The organism is Rhizobium sp. N122 (genome assembly GCF_002211295.1).
In the GTDB taxonomy this organism is placed as follows: Bacteria; Pseudomonadota; Alphaproteobacteria; order Rhizobiales; family Rhizobiaceae; genus Rhizobium.
Map to the genome: position 1 here is coordinate 26,726 of NZ_LOKU01000017.1, position 22,622 is coordinate 49,347.

Annotated in this window: 21 protein-coding genes; 9 read left to right on the plus strand and 12 right to left on the minus strand. The window is 60.8% G+C overall.

Annotated elements, in window-relative coordinates; genetic code table 11:
* Window positions 1-24: 24 nt before the first annotated feature.
* From ATY75_RS14405 to oiaX, 4 genes are read right to left on the minus strand one after another with little or no spacing between them, the layout of a single operon-like run.
* Window positions 25-471, minus strand: coding sequence for an RpiB/LacA/LacB family sugar-phosphate isomerase (locus ATY75_RS14405; protein ID WP_088938078.1), 447 nt, complete (start codon window positions 469-471; stop codon window positions 25-27).
* Window positions 468-1,271: a triose-phosphate isomerase gene (locus tag ATY75_RS14410; RefSeq protein ID WP_088938079.1), complete on the minus strand. Its 804-nt coding sequence runs from the start codon at window positions 1,269-1,271 to the stop codon at window positions 468-470. Before ATY75_RS14410 ends, ATY75_RS14405 begins: the two co-directional genes overlap by 4 nt.
* Window positions 1,271-2,605 (minus strand): four-carbon acid sugar kinase family protein, encoded by a 1,335-nt coding sequence (locus ATY75_RS14415; RefSeq protein WP_088938118.1) that lies wholly within the window; start codon window positions 2,603-2,605, stop codon window positions 1,271-1,273. Before ATY75_RS14415 ends, ATY75_RS14410 begins: the two co-directional genes overlap by 1 nt.
* A gap of 5 nt (window positions 2,606-2,610) precedes the next feature.
* Window positions 2,611-3,867 carry a 3-oxo-isoapionate-4-phosphate decarboxylase OiaX gene (oiaX, locus tag ATY75_RS14420; protein ID WP_088938080.1) on the minus strand — a complete coding sequence of 419 codons (1,257 nt, stop codon included), beginning with the start codon at window positions 3,865-3,867 and terminating at the stop codon, window positions 2,611-2,613.
* Between the two features lie 178 nt (window positions 3,868-4,045).
* Here oiaX and ATY75_RS14425 point away from each other — a divergent pair, with 178 nt between their 5' ends.
* From ATY75_RS14425 to ATY75_RS14455, 7 genes are all read left to right on the plus strand, one after another.
* Complete coding sequence (locus tag ATY75_RS14425; RefSeq protein ID WP_088938081.1) at window positions 4,046-4,750, plus strand: transcriptional regulator NanR; 705 nt, start codon at window positions 4,046-4,048, stop codon at window positions 4,748-4,750.
* 91 nt (window positions 4,751-4,841) lie between these two features.
* Window positions 4,842-5,162 (plus strand): hypothetical protein, encoded by a 321-nt coding sequence (locus ATY75_RS14430; RefSeq protein ID WP_088938082.1) that lies wholly within the window; start codon window positions 4,842-4,844, stop codon window positions 5,160-5,162.
* 122 nt (window positions 5,163-5,284) lie between these two features.
* Entirely contained in the window at window positions 5,285-6,289 is a 1,005-nt protein-coding gene (locus ATY75_RS14435) for a LacI family DNA-binding transcriptional regulator (protein ID WP_088938083.1), read from the plus strand.
* Window positions 6,290-6,325: 36 nt separating this feature from the next.
* On the plus strand, window positions 6,326-7,618 hold the full coding sequence (locus tag ATY75_RS14440; RefSeq protein ID WP_088938084.1) for a sugar ABC transporter substrate-binding protein: 1,293 nt from the start codon (window positions 6,326-6,328) through the stop codon (window positions 7,616-7,618).
* Between the two features lie 96 nt (window positions 7,619-7,714).
* The gene (locus tag ATY75_RS14445) at window positions 7,715-8,653 is read left to right on the plus strand and encodes a sugar ABC transporter permease (RefSeq protein ID WP_088938085.1); all 939 of its coding nucleotides are present in this window, start codon (window positions 7,715-7,717) and stop codon (window positions 8,651-8,653) included.
* Window positions 8,646-9,539 (plus strand): carbohydrate ABC transporter permease, encoded by an 894-nt coding sequence (locus tag ATY75_RS14450; protein ID WP_064843893.1) that lies wholly within the window; start codon window positions 8,646-8,648, stop codon window positions 9,537-9,539. Before ATY75_RS14445 ends, ATY75_RS14450 begins: the two co-directional genes overlap by 8 nt.
* Window positions 9,540-9,543: 4 nt before the next feature.
* Window positions 9,544-11,262 carry a GH32 C-terminal domain-containing protein gene (locus tag ATY75_RS14455; protein WP_088938119.1) on the plus strand — a complete coding sequence of 573 codons (1,719 nt, stop codon included), beginning with the start codon at window positions 9,544-9,546 and terminating at the stop codon, window positions 11,260-11,262.
* Window positions 11,263-11,313: 51 nt separating this feature from the next.
* On the opposite strand, the gene ATY75_RS14460 is transcribed toward ATY75_RS14455, so the two are convergent.
* Entirely contained in the window at window positions 11,314-12,390 is a 1,077-nt protein-coding gene (locus ATY75_RS14460; RefSeq protein WP_088938086.1) for a saccharopine dehydrogenase NADP-binding domain-containing protein, read from the minus strand.
* A 103-nt stretch (window positions 12,391-12,493) separates the two neighbouring features.
* On the opposite strand from ATY75_RS14460, the gene ATY75_RS14465 reads away from it, so the two are divergent.
* Window positions 12,494-13,090, plus strand: coding sequence for a TetR/AcrR family transcriptional regulator (locus ATY75_RS14465; RefSeq protein WP_088938087.1), 597 nt, complete (start codon window positions 12,494-12,496; stop codon window positions 13,088-13,090).
* 246 nt (window positions 13,091-13,336) lie between these two features.
* Here ATY75_RS14465 and ATY75_RS14470 read toward each other — a convergent pair whose 3' ends face one another.
* From ATY75_RS14470 to ATY75_RS14480, 3 genes are all read right to left on the minus strand, one after another.
* Window positions 13,337-15,331, minus strand: coding sequence for a glycosyltransferase (locus ATY75_RS14470; RefSeq protein ID WP_088938088.1), 1,995 nt, complete (start codon window positions 15,329-15,331; stop codon window positions 13,337-13,339).
* Complete coding sequence (locus tag ATY75_RS14475; RefSeq protein ID WP_064844957.1) at window positions 15,313-16,545, minus strand: HlyD family efflux transporter periplasmic adaptor subunit; 1,233 nt, start codon at window positions 16,543-16,545, stop codon at window positions 15,313-15,315. Before ATY75_RS14475 ends, ATY75_RS14470 begins: the two co-directional genes overlap by 19 nt.
* 414 nt (window positions 16,546-16,959) lie before the next feature.
* Window positions 16,960-17,160: a hypothetical protein gene (locus ATY75_RS14480; RefSeq protein ID WP_064843898.1), complete on the minus strand. Its 201-nt coding sequence runs from the start codon at window positions 17,158-17,160 to the stop codon at window positions 16,960-16,962.
* 653 nt (window positions 17,161-17,813) lie between these two features.
* Between ATY75_RS14480 and ATY75_RS14485 the strand changes: the two genes are divergently transcribed.
* Window positions 17,814-18,956, plus strand: coding sequence for an AraC family transcriptional regulator (locus ATY75_RS14485; RefSeq protein ID WP_088938089.1), 1,143 nt, complete (start codon window positions 17,814-17,816; stop codon window positions 18,954-18,956).
* A 73-nt stretch (window positions 18,957-19,029) separates the two neighbouring features.
* On the opposite strand, the gene ATY75_RS14490 is transcribed toward ATY75_RS14485, so the two are convergent.
* From ATY75_RS14490 to ATY75_RS14505, 4 genes are all read right to left on the minus strand, one after another.
* Window positions 19,030-19,980: a C-terminal binding protein gene (locus tag ATY75_RS14490; RefSeq protein WP_088938090.1), complete on the minus strand. Its 951-nt coding sequence runs from the start codon at window positions 19,978-19,980 to the stop codon at window positions 19,030-19,032.
* Window positions 19,981-20,089: 109 nt separating this feature from the next.
* The gene (gene gloA / locus ATY75_RS14495) at window positions 20,090-20,500 is read right to left on the minus strand and encodes a lactoylglutathione lyase (protein ID WP_064843901.1); all 411 of its coding nucleotides are present in this window, start codon (window positions 20,498-20,500) and stop codon (window positions 20,090-20,092) included.
* The gene (locus tag ATY75_RS14500) at window positions 20,493-21,278 is read right to left on the minus strand and encodes an iron-sulfur cluster assembly protein (RefSeq protein ID WP_088938091.1); all 786 of its coding nucleotides are present in this window, start codon (window positions 21,276-21,278) and stop codon (window positions 20,493-20,495) included. The genes gloA and ATY75_RS14500 overlap by 8 nt, the downstream gene beginning before the upstream one ends.
* Before the next feature lie 36 nt (window positions 21,279-21,314).
* The gene (locus ATY75_RS14505) at window positions 21,315-22,319 is read right to left on the minus strand and encodes an amidohydrolase family protein (protein ID WP_064843903.1); all 1,005 of its coding nucleotides are present in this window, start codon (window positions 22,317-22,319) and stop codon (window positions 21,315-21,317) included.
* Between the last annotated feature and the right edge of the window lie 303 nt (window positions 22,320-22,622).

Below are 22,622 nucleotides of genomic sequence, written 5' to 3' on the forward strand. Positions count from 1 at the left end.
TCACCATATCACCTTTTTGGTTGTTCAAGACCCATGTTTTTCCGCGTCGAGCCGGTCAATCGCCTCGACGTTGCCGGCCGACGGGCCGTCCGGGTCGAATTCGGAGGCAAGCCAGACGTCGACGATCGACTTTGCCAGTTCCGGCCCGATGACACGCGCGCCCATCGTGATGATCTGGGCATTGTTCGATTTCGCCGCCCGTTCCGCCGAATACGTGTCGTGGGTGAGGGCGGCGCGAATGCCCGGCACCTTGTTGGCGGAAATGCACACGCCGATGCCGGTGCCGCAGAGCAGGATGCCGCGCTGATGTTCGCCGTCGACGATCGTCTGCGCCAGGCGCTGAGAGAGATCGGCGTAGAAGCCGGACTGGCTGAGATCATGCACTTCGAGGTCCGCCTTGCCGGCGAGATGGGCGGCAATGACATCCAATAGCGGTTTGCCGGCGCTGTCGGCGCCGATTGCGATCTTCATGGCAGTTTCCTTTCACTCGCCGTCTGGCGTGGGGATGAGCGGTCGATCGCCGCGCCGACGCGGCCGAGGATGTCGAGGTAACCGTCGATGGACCAGGCGGAGCGGCCGATGAACAGGCCGTCGATATGCGGCTCGGTGATCAATTCCTCGCAATTTCCAGGATTGACGCTGCCGCCGTAGAGGACCGGCATCGCCCGGCCGAGAATGGCTCTCGCCACCTCGGCGATCTTGCCGTGCCGCTCCGACGCGTAATCGGCGGTCGCCGGTATACCCTTGGCGCCGATCGCCCAGACGGGTTCGTAGGCAAGCAGGATCGAAGCCTCGCCGGTCTCGGTATCGACGCCCCGCAAGGCGGCCTCGACCTGCCGCCGCAACACCGCATCGGCCCGCCCCTCCTGGCGTTCCTGCAAGGTCTCGCCGATGCAGATCAGCGGCGTCAGACCATGGCGGAGCGCGGCGGAAACCTTGAGGCCGACGGTCTCGTCGGTCTCGCCGAAATGTTCGCGGCGCTCGGAATGGCCGAGCTCGACGATATCGAGTTCGCAGTCCTTCAGCATCACCGGAGAAATCTCGCCGGTCCAGGCGCCGGCATCTTCCCAATGCATGTTCTGGGCGCCGACCTTCACCGAGGTCTCGGCGAGCAGGCGCTTGACTTCGCCCACCGCGGTAAAGGCGGGAATGACGAAGCGCTGCACGCGTGTATCGCGTTCTCCATCGGTCGCTGCGAGGCGGCGCGCGAAAGCGAGCGCTTCCTCCACCGTCTTGTTCATCTTGAAGCTGGTGCCGACCCAGACGACCATCAGTTCTTCCTTCCCAGACGAATCTGCGCGAAATAGCCATCCGTTCCGACCTGGCCGCCTTTCAGTGCGATCTGCAGGCCGTTGGTCGGCGCATAGTCGCCATGCGCCAGGCACAGCGGCGAACCCGGGGTCTGGGGCAGCGGCAGCAGCGTCGTCAGCGCGTCGATCCTCAATTGCCGGAGCGCATGGCTCGACGTATCGCCGCCGGCGACGACCGCGCGCGACAGCCCTTCGGCTTCGATCAGCCGCCGCAGGATCGTGCCGAGCGCACTGCCGAGCCGGTGACGGGCGCCCGGCAGCCGGTCGATATCGGCGCCGCGGTCCGCCGAGGGGCCAAGCGCCGTATGGAGGATGACGCTCTTGCCTTCTTTCAGCTTGCCGACGCCCGCCTGCACGGCCGCATCCACGGCGCCTTCGCCATTGGAAATCAGCACGAGCGGATCGAGCGCAATGCTCTCGAAACCGTTCTCGGCAGCCGTGCAGATCTGGCGCTCGGTGGTCGGCGAGACGCTGCCGGAGACGACGGCGAGGCGATCGACCGGGCCGATATCAGGGAATTCGGCGCTGATCTCTCCGATCAGGCCGGCCTGCCGCCAGGCGCTGAGCAGGGCATATTCGACCCCCGACGAGCCGGCGACGAAACGTCCCGAGCGACCGGTGACCCGCAGCACCTGCCAGCCGGCGGCCGCCTGCGTTGCGTCGGAGTCGACATCGAGGAGCAGTATCCCTTCGCCATCCGATGTCAGCGCGTCGATCCGTTGGTCGGCGTCCGCCGCAGTGATCGCGACGAGATCGGCGAGCAGGACGGGGAGGGCGGTCTGCTTCGACAGGTGGACCGCAAGATCCGCCTCGTCCATCGGCGTGACGGGATGGCGGCTCATGACGGGGTGGCGGTCGATGCGGAAGACGCGGCCCTGATAGGCGGCAAAGAGATTGCCGAAGGCCGTATAGCGCTTCAATTGCGGCGCGCCGACGATAACAGGCACGATCGATTGCCGGAAACGCCCGCGGCCGATTTCGATCGCCTTGCCGATATTGCCGATCCCGGGGCTGGAATCGAAGGTCGAGCAGACCTTGTAATGGCAGATCGAAGCGCCGAGCGAATTCAGCCAGTCGAAGGCCGGCGCAAGATGTTCCTGCATCCACGCCGGCGTTTCGCTGCGGCTCGTCCCTGCGAGACCGATCGCACGGCAGTGTTTGAAGCGGGCGAGCAGTTCCGGCCTTGGGATGTCGAGGAAGAGCACGGTCTCGACACCGTTCGAAGCCAACGCCTCCATGACGTCGGTCGAGCCGGTAAAATCATCGCCGTAATAGCTGACGAGACGTCCATCCATCTGGTTCACGCGCCCTTGCCGTCGCTGAATTTCGCAATCGAGGCGGCAAGCTCCGGATGGTCCTTGGTGTAGACCTCCAGCGGGATGTCGGCGACTGCCGCCTGCCAGGCCTGCTGCACGGCGCGAACGCCGGCCGCCGGTCCGCCGGGATGGCTGACGATGCCGCCGCCGCAGAGATAAAGCAGATCGACGGTGCGGCCGGTGCGCTGGTAGGTTTCCGGCGCCTGTCCGCCCCATTGGCCGGAGCCTGCGACCGGAAGCGGGCAATCGGCGGCGTCGAAGAGCGGCGTGCTGACCGCCTTGAAGGAGGAGACGAAGCTGTCGTCCGGCTCCCAATATTTGACCCGGATGCCGTTGATCTGGAACTGGTCGACGCCGAGCAGCCGCCAGAACTGCTGGTAGACCCTGAAATCCATGCCGGCGCCCGGATCGCGCGTCAGCACGTCCCAGCCGTTGCGATGCGCGTGCAGCACCAGGCTGGAGCGCTTGCGCAGAAAGCTCATGCCGCCGAAACCGATCGAGTTGATGTTGACGACGGCGCAGTTGCCGCCGGCCGCCGCGACGATATCGTGATTGCGCATCATCTCGTCGGGGTCGGCATGCGAGATGCCGAAGGCATACATGACCTTCTTGCCGGTCTTCTGCTGGTGATCGAGAACGCGCGGCATGATCGCCGCGACGCGCTCCTTGAGCGGCGAATAGGCCGGGCTCATCAGCTTTTCGTCGTCCTTGATGAAGTCGACGCCCGATCCAATCAGCTCGCCGACGAGTTCCGCCGTCTCGTGTGGCCTCAGCCCGAGGGCCGGCTTGACGATCGTTCCGATAATCGGCCGGCCTTCGACGCCGGTGAGGCGGCGGCTGCCCGGGATGCCGAACTGCGGCCCGGGATGGGCGCTTTTGAACGCCTCCGGCAGTTTCATGTCGACGATGCGGATGCCGGTCATGCCCTTGATCGAATAGACGCCGCCGATCGCGATGGTCATCAGCGCCGAGAGATCGGTGCCGATCGCATCCAGCGGAAAGCCGATGTCGACATCGGCGCGGTGGAGCCGCGTGCCGGGCGCGACCTCGGGCCAGGTCGGATGGCGCCCGTCCTCGAGCGGGCGGATCGCCAGCACCCGGGCGGCGACGCGCGACTTCAGCTCCTCGGTCTCGCCGGGAACAGGCACGAAGGTTCCGGTCGACTGGTCGCTGGCGATCTTCTCAGCCATCGCCTCGACGCTGCCGGCCGTTTCGATGCGGTAGGTCAGGGTAATCATCATGAACGGACGGCTGCTCCTCTCGGCCAACGCAGATTGTCATGGCGTCAACTTGTGATCTGGTATAATGAGTATTCCAATTAATGAAAAGCGGAATCTTCGGCCGCGCAAATTTTCGCTGCGCGCTTTGTCCTTGGTCCGAAAACTGTTAGGAGGAGACATTTTGAGCCAGCGAGATCTCATGACCCAGCCCCTCGAACAGATCGTCCGCCGCAAACTCTCCGACGAAGTGTTTGATCGATTGGAGCGAATGATCACCTCAGGCGAGCTTCAGCCCGGCGATGAAATGCCGTCGGAGCGGGTGCTGATGGAGCGCTTCGGCGTCGGCCGGCCGGCAATCCGCGAAGCCATGCAGTCGCTCGCCAACAAGGGCCTCGTCAGCATCTCGCACGGCGAACGCGCGAAGGTGCTGCGGCTGACGGCAAAATCGATCTTCCGCCAGGTCGATCTCACCGCCAAGATCATGCTGTCGCAATCGGCGGATTCGCTCGAGCATCTGAAGAGCGCCCGCATCTTCTTCGAGCGCGGCATGGCCCGCGAGGCCGCCCAGCGCGCCTCCGCAACCGATATCAGCGATCTCCGAGACATCATCGAACGTCAGCGCGCCTCGCTCGGGCGGGCCGAAGAGTTCATCGACGCCGATATGGAGTTTCACACCCGCATCGCCCAGATCTCCGGCAATCCGATCTACGTCGCCGTCAGCGAAGCCATGCTTGCCTGGCTGAAGGAATATCATACCGAGATGCTGATCTGGACCGGCAAGGAAAAGTTCACGCTCGCCGAACACGACGAAATCGTCGACCGCCTTGAAGCCAACGACGTCGACGGCTCGGAGATGGCGCTGCTCAAACATCTCGAACGGTCGCGCGCGCTTTACGCGAAGTAGGGCGCTTTTGTTTAGCTGCTGCTTGGGAACAATGATGTGCTGGCGAGGTTGTGGATAGGCCAAGCACGCAAGATCCCAAGGAGGACACCAGATGCGTATGAAACTCGTAGCGGCTTCGCTTTTCGCCCTCGGCATGGCCACCTCGGCCTTCGCCCAGTCCAACCCGGCGCCGGCCGGCGCCACGATCGACAAGAACCAGGCCGATCAGGGCGGCGGCGCAGCCAGCGACACGAAGGCCAAAAAGCCGATGGCAACCGACACCACCACGACCGGGTCCACGACCGGCGGCACGATGAAAATGGATAAGACCAAGTGCCCGAACCCGGTCAACAACTCGGCCAATCTCCAGACGCAGGGCGGCACCAGCAACGCCACACCGATGGACGAAGCCTGCGCCGCCCATAACAACTGAGCGGCCTCATCATAAAAACCCCGCTTCGGCGGGGTTTTTGCGTGCACCGCTTTTATCATAACTTGACTTCCCGCAAAACAGGCGATAGCACATTGGGTAATCGATAACCCAGATGTGTTCCCATGACCGCCTCACTCAACGACATAGCCGCCCGTGCAGGTGTCTCCGTTAAAACGGTGTCAGGTGCTTTGCATGGCGGCTCGGCCCGCATGTCGGAAGACACTCGGCAGCGGATCAAGGAGATCGCCGAGGAGCTGGGTTATGTCACCAACTTCGCCGCACGCAGCATGCGGCAAGGCTGGATGCCGCTTGTCGGTCTCGTCGCAGACGACTTGATCACTTCGCCTTTTGCGACGGAGATCATCCGGGGGCTCGATGGCGCCGTGCGCGCTGCCGACATGGCCGTTTTCGCCATGACGCTCGGCGGCCATCGCAGCGTGGCGTCGATCCTCGATGAGATGCGGCGCTTTCGCCCGCGGGCGATCGCCTATGCTGCCATGTATCACAAGAGCGTCGACCTGCCGCCCGAATTTGCCGATGCCGTCGGCGTCATGATCAACTGCCGGGATGCCAACGACCGCGTGACCTCGCTGGTGCCCGATGAAACGGGCGCGGCGCTGGAGATTACCAACTATCTCATCGATGCCGGCCGGCGCAACATAGCCTTCATCAATCTGCCGGGGCTGCTCGCCGGCGAACTCCGGGAACTCGGCTTCCGGCAGGCGCTCGATCATGCCGGCATCGACGGAGCCGGCGCCATCGTCCTGCCCGCCGTCAGCAAGGCGATCTACAGCGACCGGGCGCACAGCCTCGTGGCCACGCATGTGCATGCGCTGATGAACGGCCCCCGGCGTCCCGATGCCATCCTGTGCGGCAATGACCGCGTGGCCATGGAAGTTTATGCCGCTTTGCGCCGCGAAGGCGCGGCCATTCCCGACGACGTCGCCGTTGCGAGTTTCGACAACCAGGTCGAGATCGCCTCGCGTCTCGACCCGCCGCTGACCACCATGGCGCTTCCCCATCGCGCCATGGGCCGCCAGGCCGCGCAAATCCTGCTTGCCGAAGACCGGATCCAGGTCGGGGTGCAGAAACTGCCGTTCCAGCTCGTGGAGCGGGCATCCGTATAAATTGAGATAGGCCCATTCAATGGAGGAGGAATTCTAATGGGTAAACGTTTACTTTGGTCTCTGGTCATGTCCTCAGCCCTGGCAGCTATAGGGGCGCAGGCAGCCGAGAAAACCGTAATCCAGGTCATGCACCAGGGCGATCCAGGATTTGTCGCTGCCTATGGCAAGGTCGCCGAGCGGTTCGAGGCAGCCAATCCCGATGTCGACGTGCAGTTCATCTATGCGCCGCATGATGCCTATAACGAGAAGTTCAGCGCCGCCGTCATGGCCAAGCAGCTGCCCGATGTGATGGAGCTCGATGCACCGTTCCTCGCCAATTACGTCTGGTCGGGCTATCTTCAGCCGATCAAGCCGCTGATCGACAAGGATGTCCTCGACGACATGACGGAGTCCAACATCGCCCAGGGCACATACCCGATCGACAAGGACCTCTATGCGATCGGCCTGACCGATTCCTCCGTCGTTCTTTACGGCAACAAGAAATATCTCGAAGCGATCGGCGCCCGCATCCCGAAATCCGTCGACGATGCCTGGACCCGGGAAGAGTTCGAAACCTATCTCGAGAAGCTTTCCAAGCTCGACGGCGTCAAGTGGCCGATCGACACCTTCCGCGGCTACGGCATCAAGACCGAATGGATCACCTATGCCTATGGCCCGATCCTCCAATCGGCCGGCTGCGACCTCATCGACCGCAAGGCCTGGAAATCCGAGGGCACGCTGGATAGCGACGCCTGCGTCGATGCGCTGGCGATGATGCAGAAATGGGTCAAGAACGGCTGGATCGTGCCGCAGTCGGCCGGGACCAATCAGTTCTTCGCCGAAGGCAATCCGGCGGCGCTGGCGCTCGGCGGACACTGGGTCTATGCGGAAGCCGCCGCGACCATGAAGGACAACATCGTCGTGCTGCCGCTTCCGAAATTCGGCGCCAAGGGCGCGAGCCCCGACGGCACCTGGATCTGGGCGGTCACCAAGACCTCGGCGCATCCCGATATATCAGGAAAGTTCATCAGCTTCCTGCTCAAGGACAAGGAGTTCCGCACTTACGTCGCCAGCCAGTCGGGCTATCCCGGCCTGAAGAGCTTCGCCGCCGAATCTCCGCTCTATGCCGCCGGCGGTCCGATGGCGATCGCCTTCGAACAGGCATCGAAGACGGCCGTCGCGCGCCCGCCGCACCCAGCCTATCCGACGATCACCTCCGCCTTCATGCAAGCCGTCGACGAGGCCTTCAATGGCGGCGATCCCAAGGAGGCGCTAGCGTCGGCCGCCAAGAAGATCGATCAGGATATCGAGGACAATGACGGCTATCCGCCATTCGGCGACGAGCAATAGGCGTCATCGCCACCGCCAGGTCGCGGCCCGGCGATGTCTCCAGCAGACGTCGACGGGCGGGCGGGACCGGCAGTAAATTGCGAAAGGAGGAGCTATATGGTGCTGCAGCAATCGACATCTTCGACGTTCGTTCGAAAGGCCCCGGCGCGCCGGCATGACAAGGGACGGCTGATGCAGGAGGCGGCCATGCTGGCGCCGGCCGTCATCCTGTTGACCCTCTTTCTGATCGTACCGTTCCTCCTGTCCTTCTGGACGGCGATGACCAACCAGCCTCTGGTGCCGCGCCCGACGCCGGTCCGGTTCATCTGGTTCAACAATTTCATCCGCATCTTCCAGGACGACCTTTTCTGGACGGCCCTTTGGAACGTCTCGCGCTTCACCTTCTGGATCATTCCGGCGCAGTGCGGCCTCGCCTTCGCAACGGCGCTGCTCTTGCATCAGAAGCTGCCGCTCCGCAATCTGCTGCGCGGCATGTTCTTCCTGCCGGCGATCACCTCGATGGTCGTCGTCTGCGTCATCTGGGGTACCCTGTTCCAGTATCCGACAGGCCCCTTTAACCAGATCCTCGGCTTCCTCTCAGGCGGGGCGATCCAGCCGATCGATTGGCTCGGCGATCCGCAATGGGCGATGTTCTCGCTCGTGCTGCTCTCGGCCTGGCAGGCCTACGGCTTCCAGATGATCGTCTATCTCGCCGGCCTTCAGGGCATTCCTGATGAACTCTACGCCGCCGCCAAGATCGACGGCGCCAATGCTTTCCGGCGCTTCTGGCATGTCACCATGCCCGGCCTGCGGCCGACCCATGTCTTCGTGCTGGTGATCACCACTATCCAGGCCTTCAAGCTCTATACCCAGGTCGCCATTCTCACGCAGGGCGGGCCGAAGAGCAGTACCGAAACGGTGGTGCACTACATGGTGCGCGCCGGCTTCGAAGAGCAGAAGATGGGCTATGCCTCCGCCGTCTCGGTCATCCTGTTCGTGATCGTTCTCGTCATCGCGCTGATCCAGCGCCAGCTCCTGAGGCGCTTCGATGTCTGACATCGCACTCTCAATGCCGCAGGCCCGCACAGCGCGGCGCCCTTCCGCCGCAGCGGTTCTTCGCATCATCCAGACGATATGCATTTTCATCATCGCATTGGTGATCGTGTCTCCCTTGCTGCTGCTGGTCGTGGCGAGCCTGAAGGACGACCGGTTTCAGATCCTGGCCGATATGGGCAGCTTCCGGGCCTTCTGGGTGTCGAACCCGACGCTCTCCAATTATGCCGAGGTCGGCCACCTCTCGGGCGAACTCGCCTTCGGGCGCTACCTCATCAACTCGCTAATCATCCTGGTCACAACGGTCTGTTCCGGCCTGATCGTGAATTCGATGGCCGCCTTTGTCCTGGCCTGGGGATCGCTCAGGGGCCGCGCCGTCATCCTGTCGATCGTGATCGCGCTTTATGTGATCCCGCAGGAAAGCATCATCATGCCGCTGGTGATCATGGTTTCAAGGGCGGGTATGTCCGATACCTTCGCGGTGCAGATCGTGCCCTGGGTCGCCAGCCCGCTCTATATCTTCCTGTTCTACCAGTTCTTCGCGCAGCTGCCGAAGGAGTTACTTGAAGCCGCCGAAATCGACGGCGCCTCCTTTTTCCGGGCCTATCGCTCCATCTTCCTGCCGCTCAGCCTGCCGGCACTCGCCACCGTGTCGATCCTCATGGGTATCGAGACCTGGAACCAGTATCTCTGGCCGATCCTGGTGACGCAGACCGATTATGCCCGGCCGATCGCGGTGGCCATCGCCACCTTCTTCGGCCAGGACAGCATCTACTGGGATCGGGCGATGGCCGCCTCCGTTTTGATGATGATCCCGATCCTGGGGCTCTACCTCGCATTCCAGCGCTGGTTCGTGAGTTCCTTTATCGGCTCTGCCGTGAAAGGTTGAATTGATGACAAGCCAAACGATTTCTCGCTCCGATGAAGTGGGGCTGGAGACGATCAGCGCCGTCCTGGCCGCGGGGTCCACAATCCATGCCTGGATCAAGGCCTTGCATAACGGCGCACCGGGCAGGCTGACGGCACATGTCGATGGGGACCCGGCCGGCGCTGTCGAAACATCAAATCCGCATGAGTTCGAGTTCCGGCTGCTGACGCTGCAAAGCGGCGGAGAGACCGCCTTCTCCTATGATCCCGCGACGACCGAGGTCTCGGTCCTCTATGCCTTCCTCCCGCCGCGCGTTCTCGAAGAAGGCGTCCGGCTGCTGCATGTCAGCCCCGCCAATGCGGCCCCCGAAGTTTCGGGCGGCTATCATTTCCGCCCGCCTTTCGGCTGGATGAACGATCCCAACGGCTTTGGACGGTTCGGCGGCAAGCTGCATCTCTTCTACCAGCACTATCCCCATAGTCTTCGGTGGAACAACATGCACTGGGGTCATGCGGTCTCGAAGGACTATCTTCGCTGGACGCATCTGCCGATCTTTCTTCCGCCTTCGGATCAACTCGCCGCCCGGGCCGACGGGCGGGGCGGGGCATTTTCCGGCTCCGCGATCGCGCTTCCTTGCGATGAAACCGGCCTTCGCATTTTCTTCACCGAGCATATGAAAGATCGGGAACCGGAGGAACAGGTTCAGTTCACCGCCATCAGCCGCGATCTTGTTAATATTGAGCCGGCGAGCCTGATCCTGCCGGCGCGTCCCGCTGGGCTCGGCCTGACGACCGACTTCCGCGACCCTTACGTTTTCTCGGGCCCCGACGGCAACTGGAAGATGCTGCTCGGCACGCGAGACCGCGAGGGCGGCGTCATCCTGCTTTATCAAACCGACGATCCGGCCGCGGCGGCGGGATGGACCTTCCTCGGCACGCTTCACCGCGAAAACCGCTTCGGGATGACGGCGGCGGAGTGCCCCTGCATGGTGCCGCTCGACGGTCCCGCCAACGACCCCTCGACGCGTTGGGCGCTGATCTTCGGTCTGCTGACCAGCCGCGACCCGGCAACCGGCCGGCGCAACATGACGCTTGCGACCGTCGGCCGTTTCGATGGCCGCAGCTTCTCGGTCGAATTCGAACAGGAACTGGATTTCGGCACCGATGCCTACGCCTTCCAGGCCTTCGTCGACAATGCCGGCCCGGTCGGCATCGCCTGGCTTGCGAACTGGACGGATATATCCAGAGAGATCGACATGCCGACGGCAATGACCCTGCCGCGCCGGCTGGCCTTGCAAGGCGGTGCGCTGATCACGCCGCCGGTGTCAAGTGTCGAAAGCCTGCGGCAGCGCCAGCTGGATGCCGCAGGTCTTCTGGATGGCCGGACCGTCGATCTCGCCAACGGCTCCGTCGAAATCCTGCTGACTCTCAGGCAAGCCGGCAGCACTTTCCGCCTCGATCTCGAACATCCCGAGGCAACGGTCGCGGTTCAGTTGAGTGACGAGGGGCTTAGCATCCCCTTCTCGGTGGCGAATGCCAAGGCTTCACCCCGCTATATCGCCGCCGGCGCACGCCCCTCGGCCATCCGGATCTTCCTCGATGCGGGCTCGATCGAGGTTTTCGCCGACGATGGCCGCTGGACGGGAACCAAGCGGCTGCCCGGCTTCAAAGGCGTGAGCGCTGCGCGAATCATCGCAGCCGAGGGCAATGTGCTCGCCGCCGAGATCTGGCAGCTCGGTCTCTGACCTCTGAGGAAACGACGTGGCATCGGTTGCGATCGACGAAACCCGCAAGCATTATCGTGCCGTTCCGGTGATCCCCGGCGTCTCCGTCGATATCGATGTCTCAACCGACAGATGGGGGCCGAGCGCGCCCAAAAAACTCGCGGCATGGAAAATGGCAGCCGGTGGCTTTGCGCCGGTGTCACGGATGTCGCCCGACAGAATACGCTGGACCGCTTCGCAGATGATTGGCGCCGTGACGGCATAGATGTCCTGTCCCTGGGCGAGAATCCGGCGGTGCAGGTCGCCTTGCGTGACGATCACCTCGACGGCGAAGCGCTGCGCCGAACGCCCGGTTTCATCGATGGCCTGGGGCGAGGGCGTCGAGGGATCGCGAACATCGCGCAGGGCTGTCGTGCTGAGAAAGCTGTGCAGTTCCATGGTCCTGATGTGGCGGGCGATCAGCGGTACTTCCGAAAATGGAAGCTCGACGAATGTCTGCCGGCCGAACGGGGCCGGCAAGACGGATACCTTCTCGGCCGGCGGCTGATGCACGGGCCCAAGCTTTCCGCCGCTGACGGCCAGGCGCTGCGCCTTGTTTTTCTCGCCGGTCACGCGCGTGCCTTTTGTCGGCAGCCAGCTGTCGAGCGCAACCCGGACTTCGATCGTGTCGGCATGCTGCCATTCGTTCATCAGCGCTGCCACCAGCAGATCGGTCAGGCCGCCGTAAAATCCCATAGCCGGGATGACGACGACGCCCGCTTTTGCGGCCGCAGCCTCATGCCGGTCGAACGTGGCCTGTACGCTCGGCTGTTCAGCCGTTACGTCGAGATAGTGGATGTCGGCCCGCAACGCGGCACGCACGACCGCGTCGGCCGTGTCCATGAACGGGCCGGCGCAGTTGATGACCGCTGCCACGCCGGCGAGCGCCCTGTCCAGCGCCGCGTCATCCTCTATCGCGGCTTCACGGCATTCGACGCCACGTTCCGGAAAACCCGCTTCGGCCAATCGCCCGAGACTCCTTCCGATCGCAATCGGTTTCAGCCCGCGCCGCAATAGTTCGGCGACGACAAAACGGCCGGTATGGCCGTTCGCGCCGAAGACCGCGACGGCCTGGGTTGTTCTGATGATGTCGGCTTGATGCATGGTCATTGCTCTCTCCTGCGCTACAGACCTGTCTGCCCTCTATAAAACATACAGGTCTGTAGCGTGTCAACCAACTTTCTGCTAGTGTGGCGGAATTGGAGATAAGCGAATGACCAAAAGTACAGCGAACACACCTGCCCCTGCCGTCAACGAGGTCCGGGACAGAATTCTCGAGACGGCATCGGAACTCTTCTACCGGCGCGGCGTCCGCGCCGTCGGCGTCGATCTGGTGGTGGAAAGATCCGGCGTCGCCAAAACCAGTCTTTACCGCCATTTCGGCACAAAGGACGATTTGATCGCGGCCTTTCTCAAGCGCGAGGACATGGACTTCTGGAGCACTTGGGATCGGATCACCGAACAGCACGCGCATGACGCCGGGGCCGAACTCGACGCCCATTTCGAATGGATCGGCGAACGGGTCGGGCGGGACAATTACCGCGGCTGCCCGCAGATCAACACCGCTGCCGAGTTTCCGGAAGCCGGTCACCCCGCCCGCAAAGTCGCCGAAGCCCATATGCGTGAAATGCGCCGCCGCCTGAAGACCATCGCCGGGCGACTGGCGGTCGCCGCACCCGACCGGCTTGCCGGGCAACTCGCAGTTCTGATCAACGGCGCTTTTGTCAGCATGCAGGTCTTCGAACCCGGCGAGGCGACGGGTTTGCTCCGCGATGCGGCGCACGCGCTGATCGCCGCCAGCCGCAATTGATTCACTGGAAGCAGATTTGCCAGAGTGGGAAATGGGTCAATAGGAACTGGTCACGCATCGGGATCGAGAGTTCCCGACATTCGTCGACTTGCGGCTCAGCCAAAATTTGTACCGCAACATCTTCTGTCGGCACTTTTGCGAGGCACAAGGCTTTCGCTACAACAGGCCGCCGGTTCGGATCCCTTCAAGGCAATCAAGCGAGGCCAACGTCGTCAAAGACGCGGGCGACCTCTCTCATGAGCCGGGCTACAAGGTGCGCGTTCGCCCGAATGACCGCAACAGCAGGTTAAGCGAGACGGCAACCTTGTCGATGTCGCGAATATCCCGCGAATATTGGCCGGTGTAGAGTTTGACAATCATGTTGTCGCGCGCAGCGCCGCTGAGTTCGAAATAGAGGTGCAGGTAATAGGCTTGCTTGTCGCCGCTGCGACTGACGCTCCGTCGTCGTTGAGTGACCTGTCCGAGTTCCGTTTTGAATGGGGCGAAGCCCGGCAATTTCAGCATGACCGATTTGGATTGAAATCGGGCCATGTTGGGGACTGCAACGACCGCCTTATCCAGTGCCAGACTGACGATTTGGCCGGGGACATCGTCGACGGTGGCGGGCTCATCGAGCTTGAACGCATGAAACAGGCGCCGGGGTTTCTCAAAGCAGATCAGTGACGCGATGAGCAGGACGACGATATTGATCCCTGACCACCAGGCCGCGACCGGCGAAAACTGGCCTTGCACATGCGACGTTTCCGGCACGACGTTGACCAGCAGACCAAGGACGGTGACCGTGACGATGCTTGCGATCCAGGCGAAGCTGTAGCGGTCGAACTGGTTCGCCTCATTGCCGCTGCCCTTCGGCGTTACCCTGAACGGCTTGCCGAATGGCCGCACCAGGCTGGAGACCACGGTCGGCAGCATGCGGAATGTCGCAAAGGTCCCGACGGCGCTCGAAACCACAGGCAGATAGCGTGTCGGCGTTATCCACAGCATCAGCAGAAAATACGCCGCCAGCAGCGGCACCTGATGCGCGACATAATCGGCTATATCGGTGAAATAGAGCGGGAGCAGGCCGAACCAGAGATAGACGATGGGGACGAGCAAGATCGTGAAGCGGACCAGATACTGCACCAGCCATGATGCCGGCAGGAACATGATCCGTTGAAAGAGCGTCAATCCCGGGCCGCGCAGCGGACCATTGTACAGATAAAGGGTTTGAATACCCCCCTGACACCACCGTTCGCGCTGCACAAAGTAGCCGGTCAGGTTTTCGGCGGCCAGTCCCATCGATAGCCGCTCGTTCAGGTAGCGCGTCTTGTAGCCTTTGTTGAGCATCGAAAGAGTTGTCAGCAGGTCTTCCGTGATCGACTCGGTCGGAAATCCGCCTATTGCGTCGACGGCCTTGCGGCGGGCAATCGAGCATGACCCGCAGCAGAAGCTGACGTCCCAGGCGTCTCGGCTGGGGGCGATCTCGTCGAAGAACAGGCGCTGCTCGTCCGGCCAGATATTCTCCAGGCCGAGGTTCGATTGCACCGGATCGACGTTGAAGAAATGTTGCGGCGTCTGGACGATGCCGATGCTGTGATCGCAAAAGAAGGGCAGCGTCCGGCGCAGGAAATGGCGATAGGGAACAAAATCGGCATCGAAGATCGCAATGAACTCGCCCGAACTGACCTTCAGCCCATTGTTCATATTTCCCGCTTTGGCATGGCTGTTGTCGCCGCGCGTGACGTGGATGACGTTCTTCTCCTCGCAATAGGCCTTCAGCCAATCCCGGCGTTGATCGTCAAGCACATACACATTCAATTTGCCGGCGGGATAATCCAGCGAGCGGGCGCCAATGATGGTTCTCTCGAGCACGTCGAGCGGCTCGTTATAGGTGGGAATGAAAACATCGACAGTCGGCAGCTCACGCTGGTCCCGCGCAAAGAAAACGCACGCCAGCCTGTCCGCTTCTGCGCTGCGGTCAACGTAGCGGCTCATCAATACCAGAAAAAGGATGACTTCGACGCAGGCCAGGACCTCGACGGCAAAGAGCATCCAGACCCAGTAGAAACTCGGACCGCCGTCGGGATAGGGAAGCACTGTCTCCGTCAGGCGCCAGTACATGTATCGCAATGCGACTGCGGCGACAAAGGCGCAGGTCACCGCCCGTGTCCAGGTGTGACGGCGCGACCAATTGAACGGCCCCAGGAAAAAGAAGGCCAGAACGGCAAAGGTCGGAATCAGCGCTACAAGATACTGAACCACAGGTTTTTGACCCAATTGGATAGGTTGATGCCGTGTTTGGAAAACCGCACCTGCACTGTGCGTCCCACCTGGCAGGAGTTCGCAAAGTCGTCGTTCATGAAGGATGGATCGAGGCGAACCCGAATGCGGGCATTGCGTTGTGTCGACGGCGGCAAACTGGCGGCGAAGGAATCGGTCTCGATTGAAGCCGAACTGCCTCTGACGGAGATGACCGTGCCCTTGAAGACATCGCTGCGGCCGAACAAGCGCACCTGGGCGACAAGCCCCGGATAGATCTCGTCATAATTGACCTCAGGAACAAGGATATCCACAAACAGCTCTCGACAGTCGAGGAGACGCATCAGCTCGTCATTCAGCACCACGTTGGAACCGTTGACGATACTCCTGGTCCAAACAACGCCGTCGAACGGCGCTCGTGCGGTTGCGGATTCAAGGCTGCTGACGCGGTCTGCCTCTTTGACCAGCTGCTTTTGAACTTCGGCGGCTCGCGTCTCATTTTCCGCTATGCGCGAGTTCAAGTCGTTGATGCGAACGATGACCTCGTCCTCGCGTTGTCGCGAATAGGGCACGTCATTCTGTCCGTCGCCGAAGACAAAGATGCCCTGGCGAACGGCATTGAGCCTTTGTTGCAATTGATCGACAGTCAGATTGCTGATTTCGACCTCGCCGCCGGTCGCAGCTCCAGCGGCACGTGCGGCCTCAACCAGTTTCTGCGTCAGAATGCCTTTAGACTCGAGCTGCATCCGGCGGCTCAGGTCAACCTGCGCGACCAGATCCTGCGCTTGCGACACTTCGACTTTCTTCCGCAGGATTTCGACTTCGCGTTCTAGATTGGCAATGGTGGTCTGCTTGTAGACTTCCAATCTGGCAGACAATTCCTCGCGAAGCGCGGAGAGTTCCTCCCGTTCCTTTTTCAGCGCCGCGACGCGGTCGAGCGCCGTATTGCGATCTGCCTCGAGCGACGCGAGGATTGCGCGATTGACGCGCGTATTTCTGATTTCTGCGAGGGATTGTCCTGCTTTGACCGGGCTGCCGGCCTTGAGGGGTTCTTCCGCGATCGTGCCGTCGATCGGGGCATTCACGACAGCAAACCGCGCATTGACCGTGCCATCAAGGCTGGTAAAGCCGGTGATCGTCGGCAATGAGACGACAGTCACGAGTGTCAGCAGCAGCAGGCCGACAATAATGCGCGTGATGCGATGGTTCCAGATCATGTTGGCATCCGAGGTGATCGCTTCTGCAGCCATCCGCCGCTATCGAAGCGGCACAAACGGATGCAACTCATTCTTGCATAAATTAGCGTATCGAAAATTAGTAGACAAGAGAGGACCGCAACGACAGAAACAGTTCGGCTGTGGAGGAAACGCGGCCGGGGGAGGCTTGGCACCCGCATCGATGCGGGGCTGGGGCATGGTCAAGCCATCTGCGGCGTGACGACTGACGTGACAGGGCGCTGGAAATCACTGCGCCGCGCCTGATAGCGCGACCGTCTCATCTGGACAGAAACATAATTCCCCGCGATCTTATTTCTAATGGGCATCGCATGAAACTCGATTCATGCGATGCCCATCAGTTCTTTGTTTTGCGTGTTGTTATCCCGGAACCGCCGCACGTCCGGGCGACGGGCATTAATGCGGTCGAAGCTTTTTGGTCGCGATCAGCATGACGAGATCTTCGGAGGCGTCCGCGAGCTCCAATGCCAATTCCGCAGCCGACCATCCCCGTTTCTGCAAACCGACGAGCATTTCCACCATCGCGACTTCGACCTCTCGTCTGCAGTTCGAAATCGGCTTCAATTCGATATGTTTCTCATCACATGCAGTGGTCATCTCAGCCTCCGTTCTGCCACAGCAAAGGGCAGCGTCGCAAAAATTCGCCAGTGGGTGGATATGGTAAGGGTTGCGTGCAAGCCTCGGCCTATTACGCATCGACACAGGCGGCCTCGGCCTGCGCGCAACCCTTCGCGCCCTTATTTGCCGATGTCCGGCCTCAGGAGCGTCTCGCATGAAGGTGAGCAGGGGAAGCCCACACGACCGGCGATAGGGATTTTCCCTGACGCCTGTGGGTTGTGTGGAGAGGAATTCCTGCCGTAAGCCGATGCTCGCGCAAAGCGCGCAGGAATATTGCCCCGATAGGTCACGACCTATCCTCCTCTGCTTGCATATTTTGTTCTGATTTATGTCGTTTCACGTTGAAAGTGCTTTGCACCGGCAAGTGACTGTCTGGGTTTTCCGACCGTCCTTCGGAATTAACCATTGCTTATTTAGATACAGGAACAGGACGCAATTGTCGTTATCGCCGCATCCCGAAAATTATCGGTCCGTCCATTTCTGCTCGCAGGAGAATATGATAATCAGCTTATACACGTAGAGCTTCAGTCGATTCGGCCGATCGGACGGGTTGCGCCGACGCGTCAGCCGGCAAAACGATTGCTTGCTTCAGTTTCAACAGCCCGGATCGGCTTATGCGCTGGAGGAATTGCATGGTTACGGAGTCTGGAGACGACCCCGCTGCTGGACGGGAATGGCCGGCCCATTTGGAGCGGCGGCGCTGGCCGCGCGAACCGTCCCCGCAGAAAGAACATCGGGCGGACGTTCCGCCGCCACTGGTGCCCTTGCGATTTTCAACGCGGGATCTGCCGCCGAAAGAACAGTTCCAGTCCTGGCGATCGCACATGGCGCCGCTTATCGATGTTCATCTGCCGGACGGAAAATCAGAGGAAGACGGCTTTCTTGCGGAACAGACCGGTTGGCAGCTCGGCGATCTCCTCATCGTCCAGCAGCGCGCACAGGCATGCAGCTATATTCGCGATCAGGCCATGCTGCGATCAAGCCCAATCGATCACTGGAACGTCGGCGTGCTTCGCAGCGGCCGGGCCTGGACCGAAGCCAATCGCCATGTCACGGAGACCGGCCCGGGTGAGATATTTTTCAGGTCTCTTGGTTATCCCTACCGCGGACGGATGACCGATTCAGCCGCCGTGCTCGTCTTCCTGCCCTATGAGTTGTTGACCCGTGACGCGCCTCTTCTGCAGAACGCCCACAACATCGCTCTCTCCGGTAGCCTGGCCGAGTTGCTCGTCAGCTATATCGATGGCCTGGAAGCGAACCTCAGCAATTTGACGGTGGAGGAGATGCCGCGGATCGTCCGGACGATCGGCGATATGGTCATTGCATGCGCTGCCTCGTCCGCCAGTTTGGATCGCGGGCAGGAGCAGACCAATATGGGGCTGATGGAGCGGGCGCATCGCTATATTCACCTCAATCTTCATTCAGACAGTCTGACGCCCGACGTCATGTGCCGGGCGCTTGGTATTTCGCGGACGCGGCTCTACCAATTGTTCGAAACGAGCGGGGGCGTCTTCAACTACATTCGCAAACGTCGATTGCTGCAGGCCTATGCGGATCTTACCAACCCGACCGACAACAGGCCGATCTCGGAAATTGCCGAGGCCGCCGGCTTCGACGTTGCCGCCAATTTCACGCGCGCCTTCAGCCATGAATTCGGGCTCAGCCCGCGTGAAGTCCGAAAGACCGGAGCAACGGAGCGCCCGGCTATCTCCGCACCACGTTCCATGCAACGGTTTGGGGCAACGATCGGCGATTGGCTGACACCCGCAGGTTGATGCGGTATATGTCGAAGCTTTCCCGAACAACCACGCAAATTTCACCCGCCCTTTGGCGGTCAAACCTTTCGATTTAGGTGACGACATTCGGAAGCGCTTCACCTTGAAGCGCCCGTCGCGCTCTTTCGACGGCCTGTTCTTGCAAAGCATCCAGCGACATATTGGATCGCCAGGCTACGTGCGGCGTGAAGACAGTGTTTGGTGCTTGACGAAGCGGATGATCGGCGCGGAGTGGCTCCTGAGCAAATGTATCGAGACCCGCGCCGGCAATCGAGCCTTCGATGAGAGCGGCAGCCAATGCATCCTCGTCGATCAATCCGCCGCGCGAAACATTTACAATGACGGCGTTTCGCCGCATGCGCCCGAGCACCTCGGCGGAGATCATGTGATGGGTCTCGGCACTCAGCGGTAAATGCAGCGTCACAACGTCCGATTCTTCCAAGACTTGCTTCAACGTCGCAGACGGCACCTCGGAGAAAGGCGCGATCGGATCGAAAGCATGCACCTTCGCTCCTATCGCTGACCACCATCGGGCTACCAGCTGTCCGATGCGGCCCATCCCGACCACGCCGACCTCCAAGCGCGAAAGTTTCGGAGTATCCAGACCAATAACCCCGGCCCATTCCCCGGATTGAATGGCGAACTGCCCTTGTGGGATCCGTCGCGCCAAGCTCAAACCCATCGCAAGCGCGTGCGAAGCGACCTCTTCGGAGGCCGTATCCGGCACGATTGTCACGGGCACGCCGATCTGTTTTGCTGCTGCGACATCGATGTTGTCGTAGCCGACGCCATAACGGACGACGGCCCTGCAGCGTCGCAAAAGCCCGAACTCAGCAGCTGTCATCTTCGCATAGGGCGTTACCATGACGACCTCGGCATCGGCCATCCGGCTCGAAAAGCTGGCCTGATCGGTTGCGACGACCAAGTCCATTCCGAATGTCTCGGCCAGCGCGCGTTCCCGGTTAAGATTGGGGAAGCGGTGAGGGGCGACCAGAATGATCCCGGGCTCGGTTGACGATGTCATTATTTTCTCCTCCGAATATTGCTCAGCAAGAAGGCGATCGAATGCGCTCGCGCATTCGACATGCTCGTCCTCCGTTGTTGGCGGGTTATTGTCGGTGCTCGGATCGCGACTAAGCAATCGTGTCGAGATCGATCAGTTCAATCTTGTAACCATCAGGATCCTCGACGAACGCAATGACTGCGGTGCCGTGCTTCATGGGACCGGCCGGACGTGGAATCCGGGCGCCGTTTGCTTCCAGCTCCTTGCAGATCTGATAGATATCCCGCACGCCGAGGGCAATGTGGCCGTAACCCTCGCCAAGTTCGTAGGGCCTATCCTGATCCCAATTATATGTGAGCTCCAAAACGGCATTGGACTCCTCCGGACCGTAGCCGATGAAAACGAGGGTGAATCTTCCCTCGGGGAAGTCCATTTTTCTCAAAACCTCCATTCCCAGCAAGCGCGTGTAAAAATCGATGGACCTATCCAAGTCCTTGACGCGCAGCATCGTGTGAAGAAGGCGAAATTTCGGCTCACTCATCAGTATCATCCCTCTGGCGTTCAGCCTCGTAGCCCGGCGCCGGATTGCTCCGGCGTGCTTGAATATAAAGACGGCACATTTCCGCGTTGCTTTCAGCGGCTCCCTTGACGCGTCGCAAGGTGCGTAAATGCGCGGGGTAGTCGGCAGCCTCGATGGGAGCGCCGTCGACAGTAATGAAGGCTGGTGCTTTGGGATCGCTCCCGCCCTTTTCGTGACGTCGTAACGTCAGATAGCGGATCGCCGCCCCTCGAATTTCGCTCCCGCCATGCTGGGCGAAGGCCTGCAATTCCTCCATTGTCGTGGCAAGCGCCGCTGCGGCGCCGCGTTCAGCGGCCATGGCACGCAACACACTTTCCTGCCGACCAAGGAAAGCGCGTTCCTGGAAGTTGCGGCGAAGCTCGGCGAGATCGGTTTTCGCTTCACCGGAAAACACCGAGGAAAACGCGGCACCGTCGGCAACGCCGCGGTTGATCTTGCCCGCCGCGAAATGATCGACGAGGCGCACCCGCGCCGTTTCGATGCCTGGCACCTGCTCGACCGCGAGCCGCATGTCAGCTGCCATCAAGAATGCAAAATTTGCTGAGCACCAGAACGTCGGCAACCGAAAAACGATGTCAGCTCTGCCCGCTTCGACGCGCACGGATTCGATAAATCCCATCGCGGCAACGGATTCGTCGAGTTCCGGGTCCATGACGGTGTCGAGTGCCGCCGCAACAGCGTCAAGCTCAGCCCTTGGGCCGCAAAGATCGCGTGACGTGGAATGATCAACGGCCTGCATTGCTTCTGTCGCCTGTCAGTATCATTGTTTCCTGGCTCAACGAAGGGGGCTTGGCAGCCTGCAATCAGCCGGGACCTCGAGACCGTAAAGATTTGCGGCATTGAGACCCAGAATCTTGCGTTTGACGTCGAGAGTGAGCGGGGTGCCGGCCTCCTTCGCCAGGTCCTCCGGAAATTCGTAGGCCATGAAATGCTCAATGATCCATTTCGGGCTCATGATCCCGTAGTCCGATCCGAACAAAATCCGGTCGGGTCCCAGAAAGTAGAGAAGATCCGATAGCATCTGGCCGAAATATTTCGGACGCGCGTAGACGAACGAGGTAATGAGCGCGAGCCCGCCCATGACGTTCGGTTCCTGAGCGGCGATCCAGCAGAAATCGTCGATGCGCGGCATGCCGCAATGATCGACGACGAAAGTCAGATCAGGGAAGGCGGTGGCAATATGATCGACATCCCGGACGTCGAATGCATCGAGATTAAGCGGATGTGTCGTTGGCCCCTTGTGAACATGGATGATTTTCACACCAAGCTCGCGACACTTTTCCAGGTAGGGAACCACGAAGTCGTCTCGCAGCGTATAGCCCTTGGAGACGCCATTCCACTCGCCGGTGTATAGCTTGACACCTTTGAATCCGTATTTGCTGTGATCGGCCTCCAAGCGCTCCAGCCCGCGAGGGCCATTGCGCGGATCGCAACGGCCATTCAGGACCACTTTGTCAGGATAGGCGCGTTTGAATGCAGCGCATTGCTCTGTCGTGTTAAATCCTTCGATGTAGAAGTCGTAGAGATCGACCGGCAGCATGATTGCGGCATCAACATAACCGTCGACAAACAGATCCTTGGCTGCTCCGTCCACGCCGTAATGGCAGAAACGGTCAAAGTCCCACCGCTCGTCTGGAGGCGTTGAGCCGACATGGGCGCCCCAGAAGCTTTCGATAAAAGCCAGCCCATAACGGTTGCGCCGATTTTGCTCCCGAGCGTCCCAAAGATGAATGTGCCCATCGACGATGAAAATTTTCTCGCCGTTCGGTGTAACAAACATTCGGTCCTCCTCGGGTTATGCCATGCATTTTCATGTTCGAAGGCCGGAACCGGCAGTCGCCACCTTGCGCTGTCGCATAAGACAAAATGACACCGGTGGCATCTGCTCTCCACTTCGACTTCTTAAGTCAACATCATGATCCCACTTTGTGTCAAGTGGATCATGTGATCCAGATTGACGTTTGTTGATACAGAACGCCGCAATGCGTCGAGGTGAAATGAAGCAGCGCCGCCTGGCAGCTCGAGTGCCTGCCTGAGCTCTGCTTGGTTTTGTCTCCGGACCCGCCTGCGTCGATATCCCGTC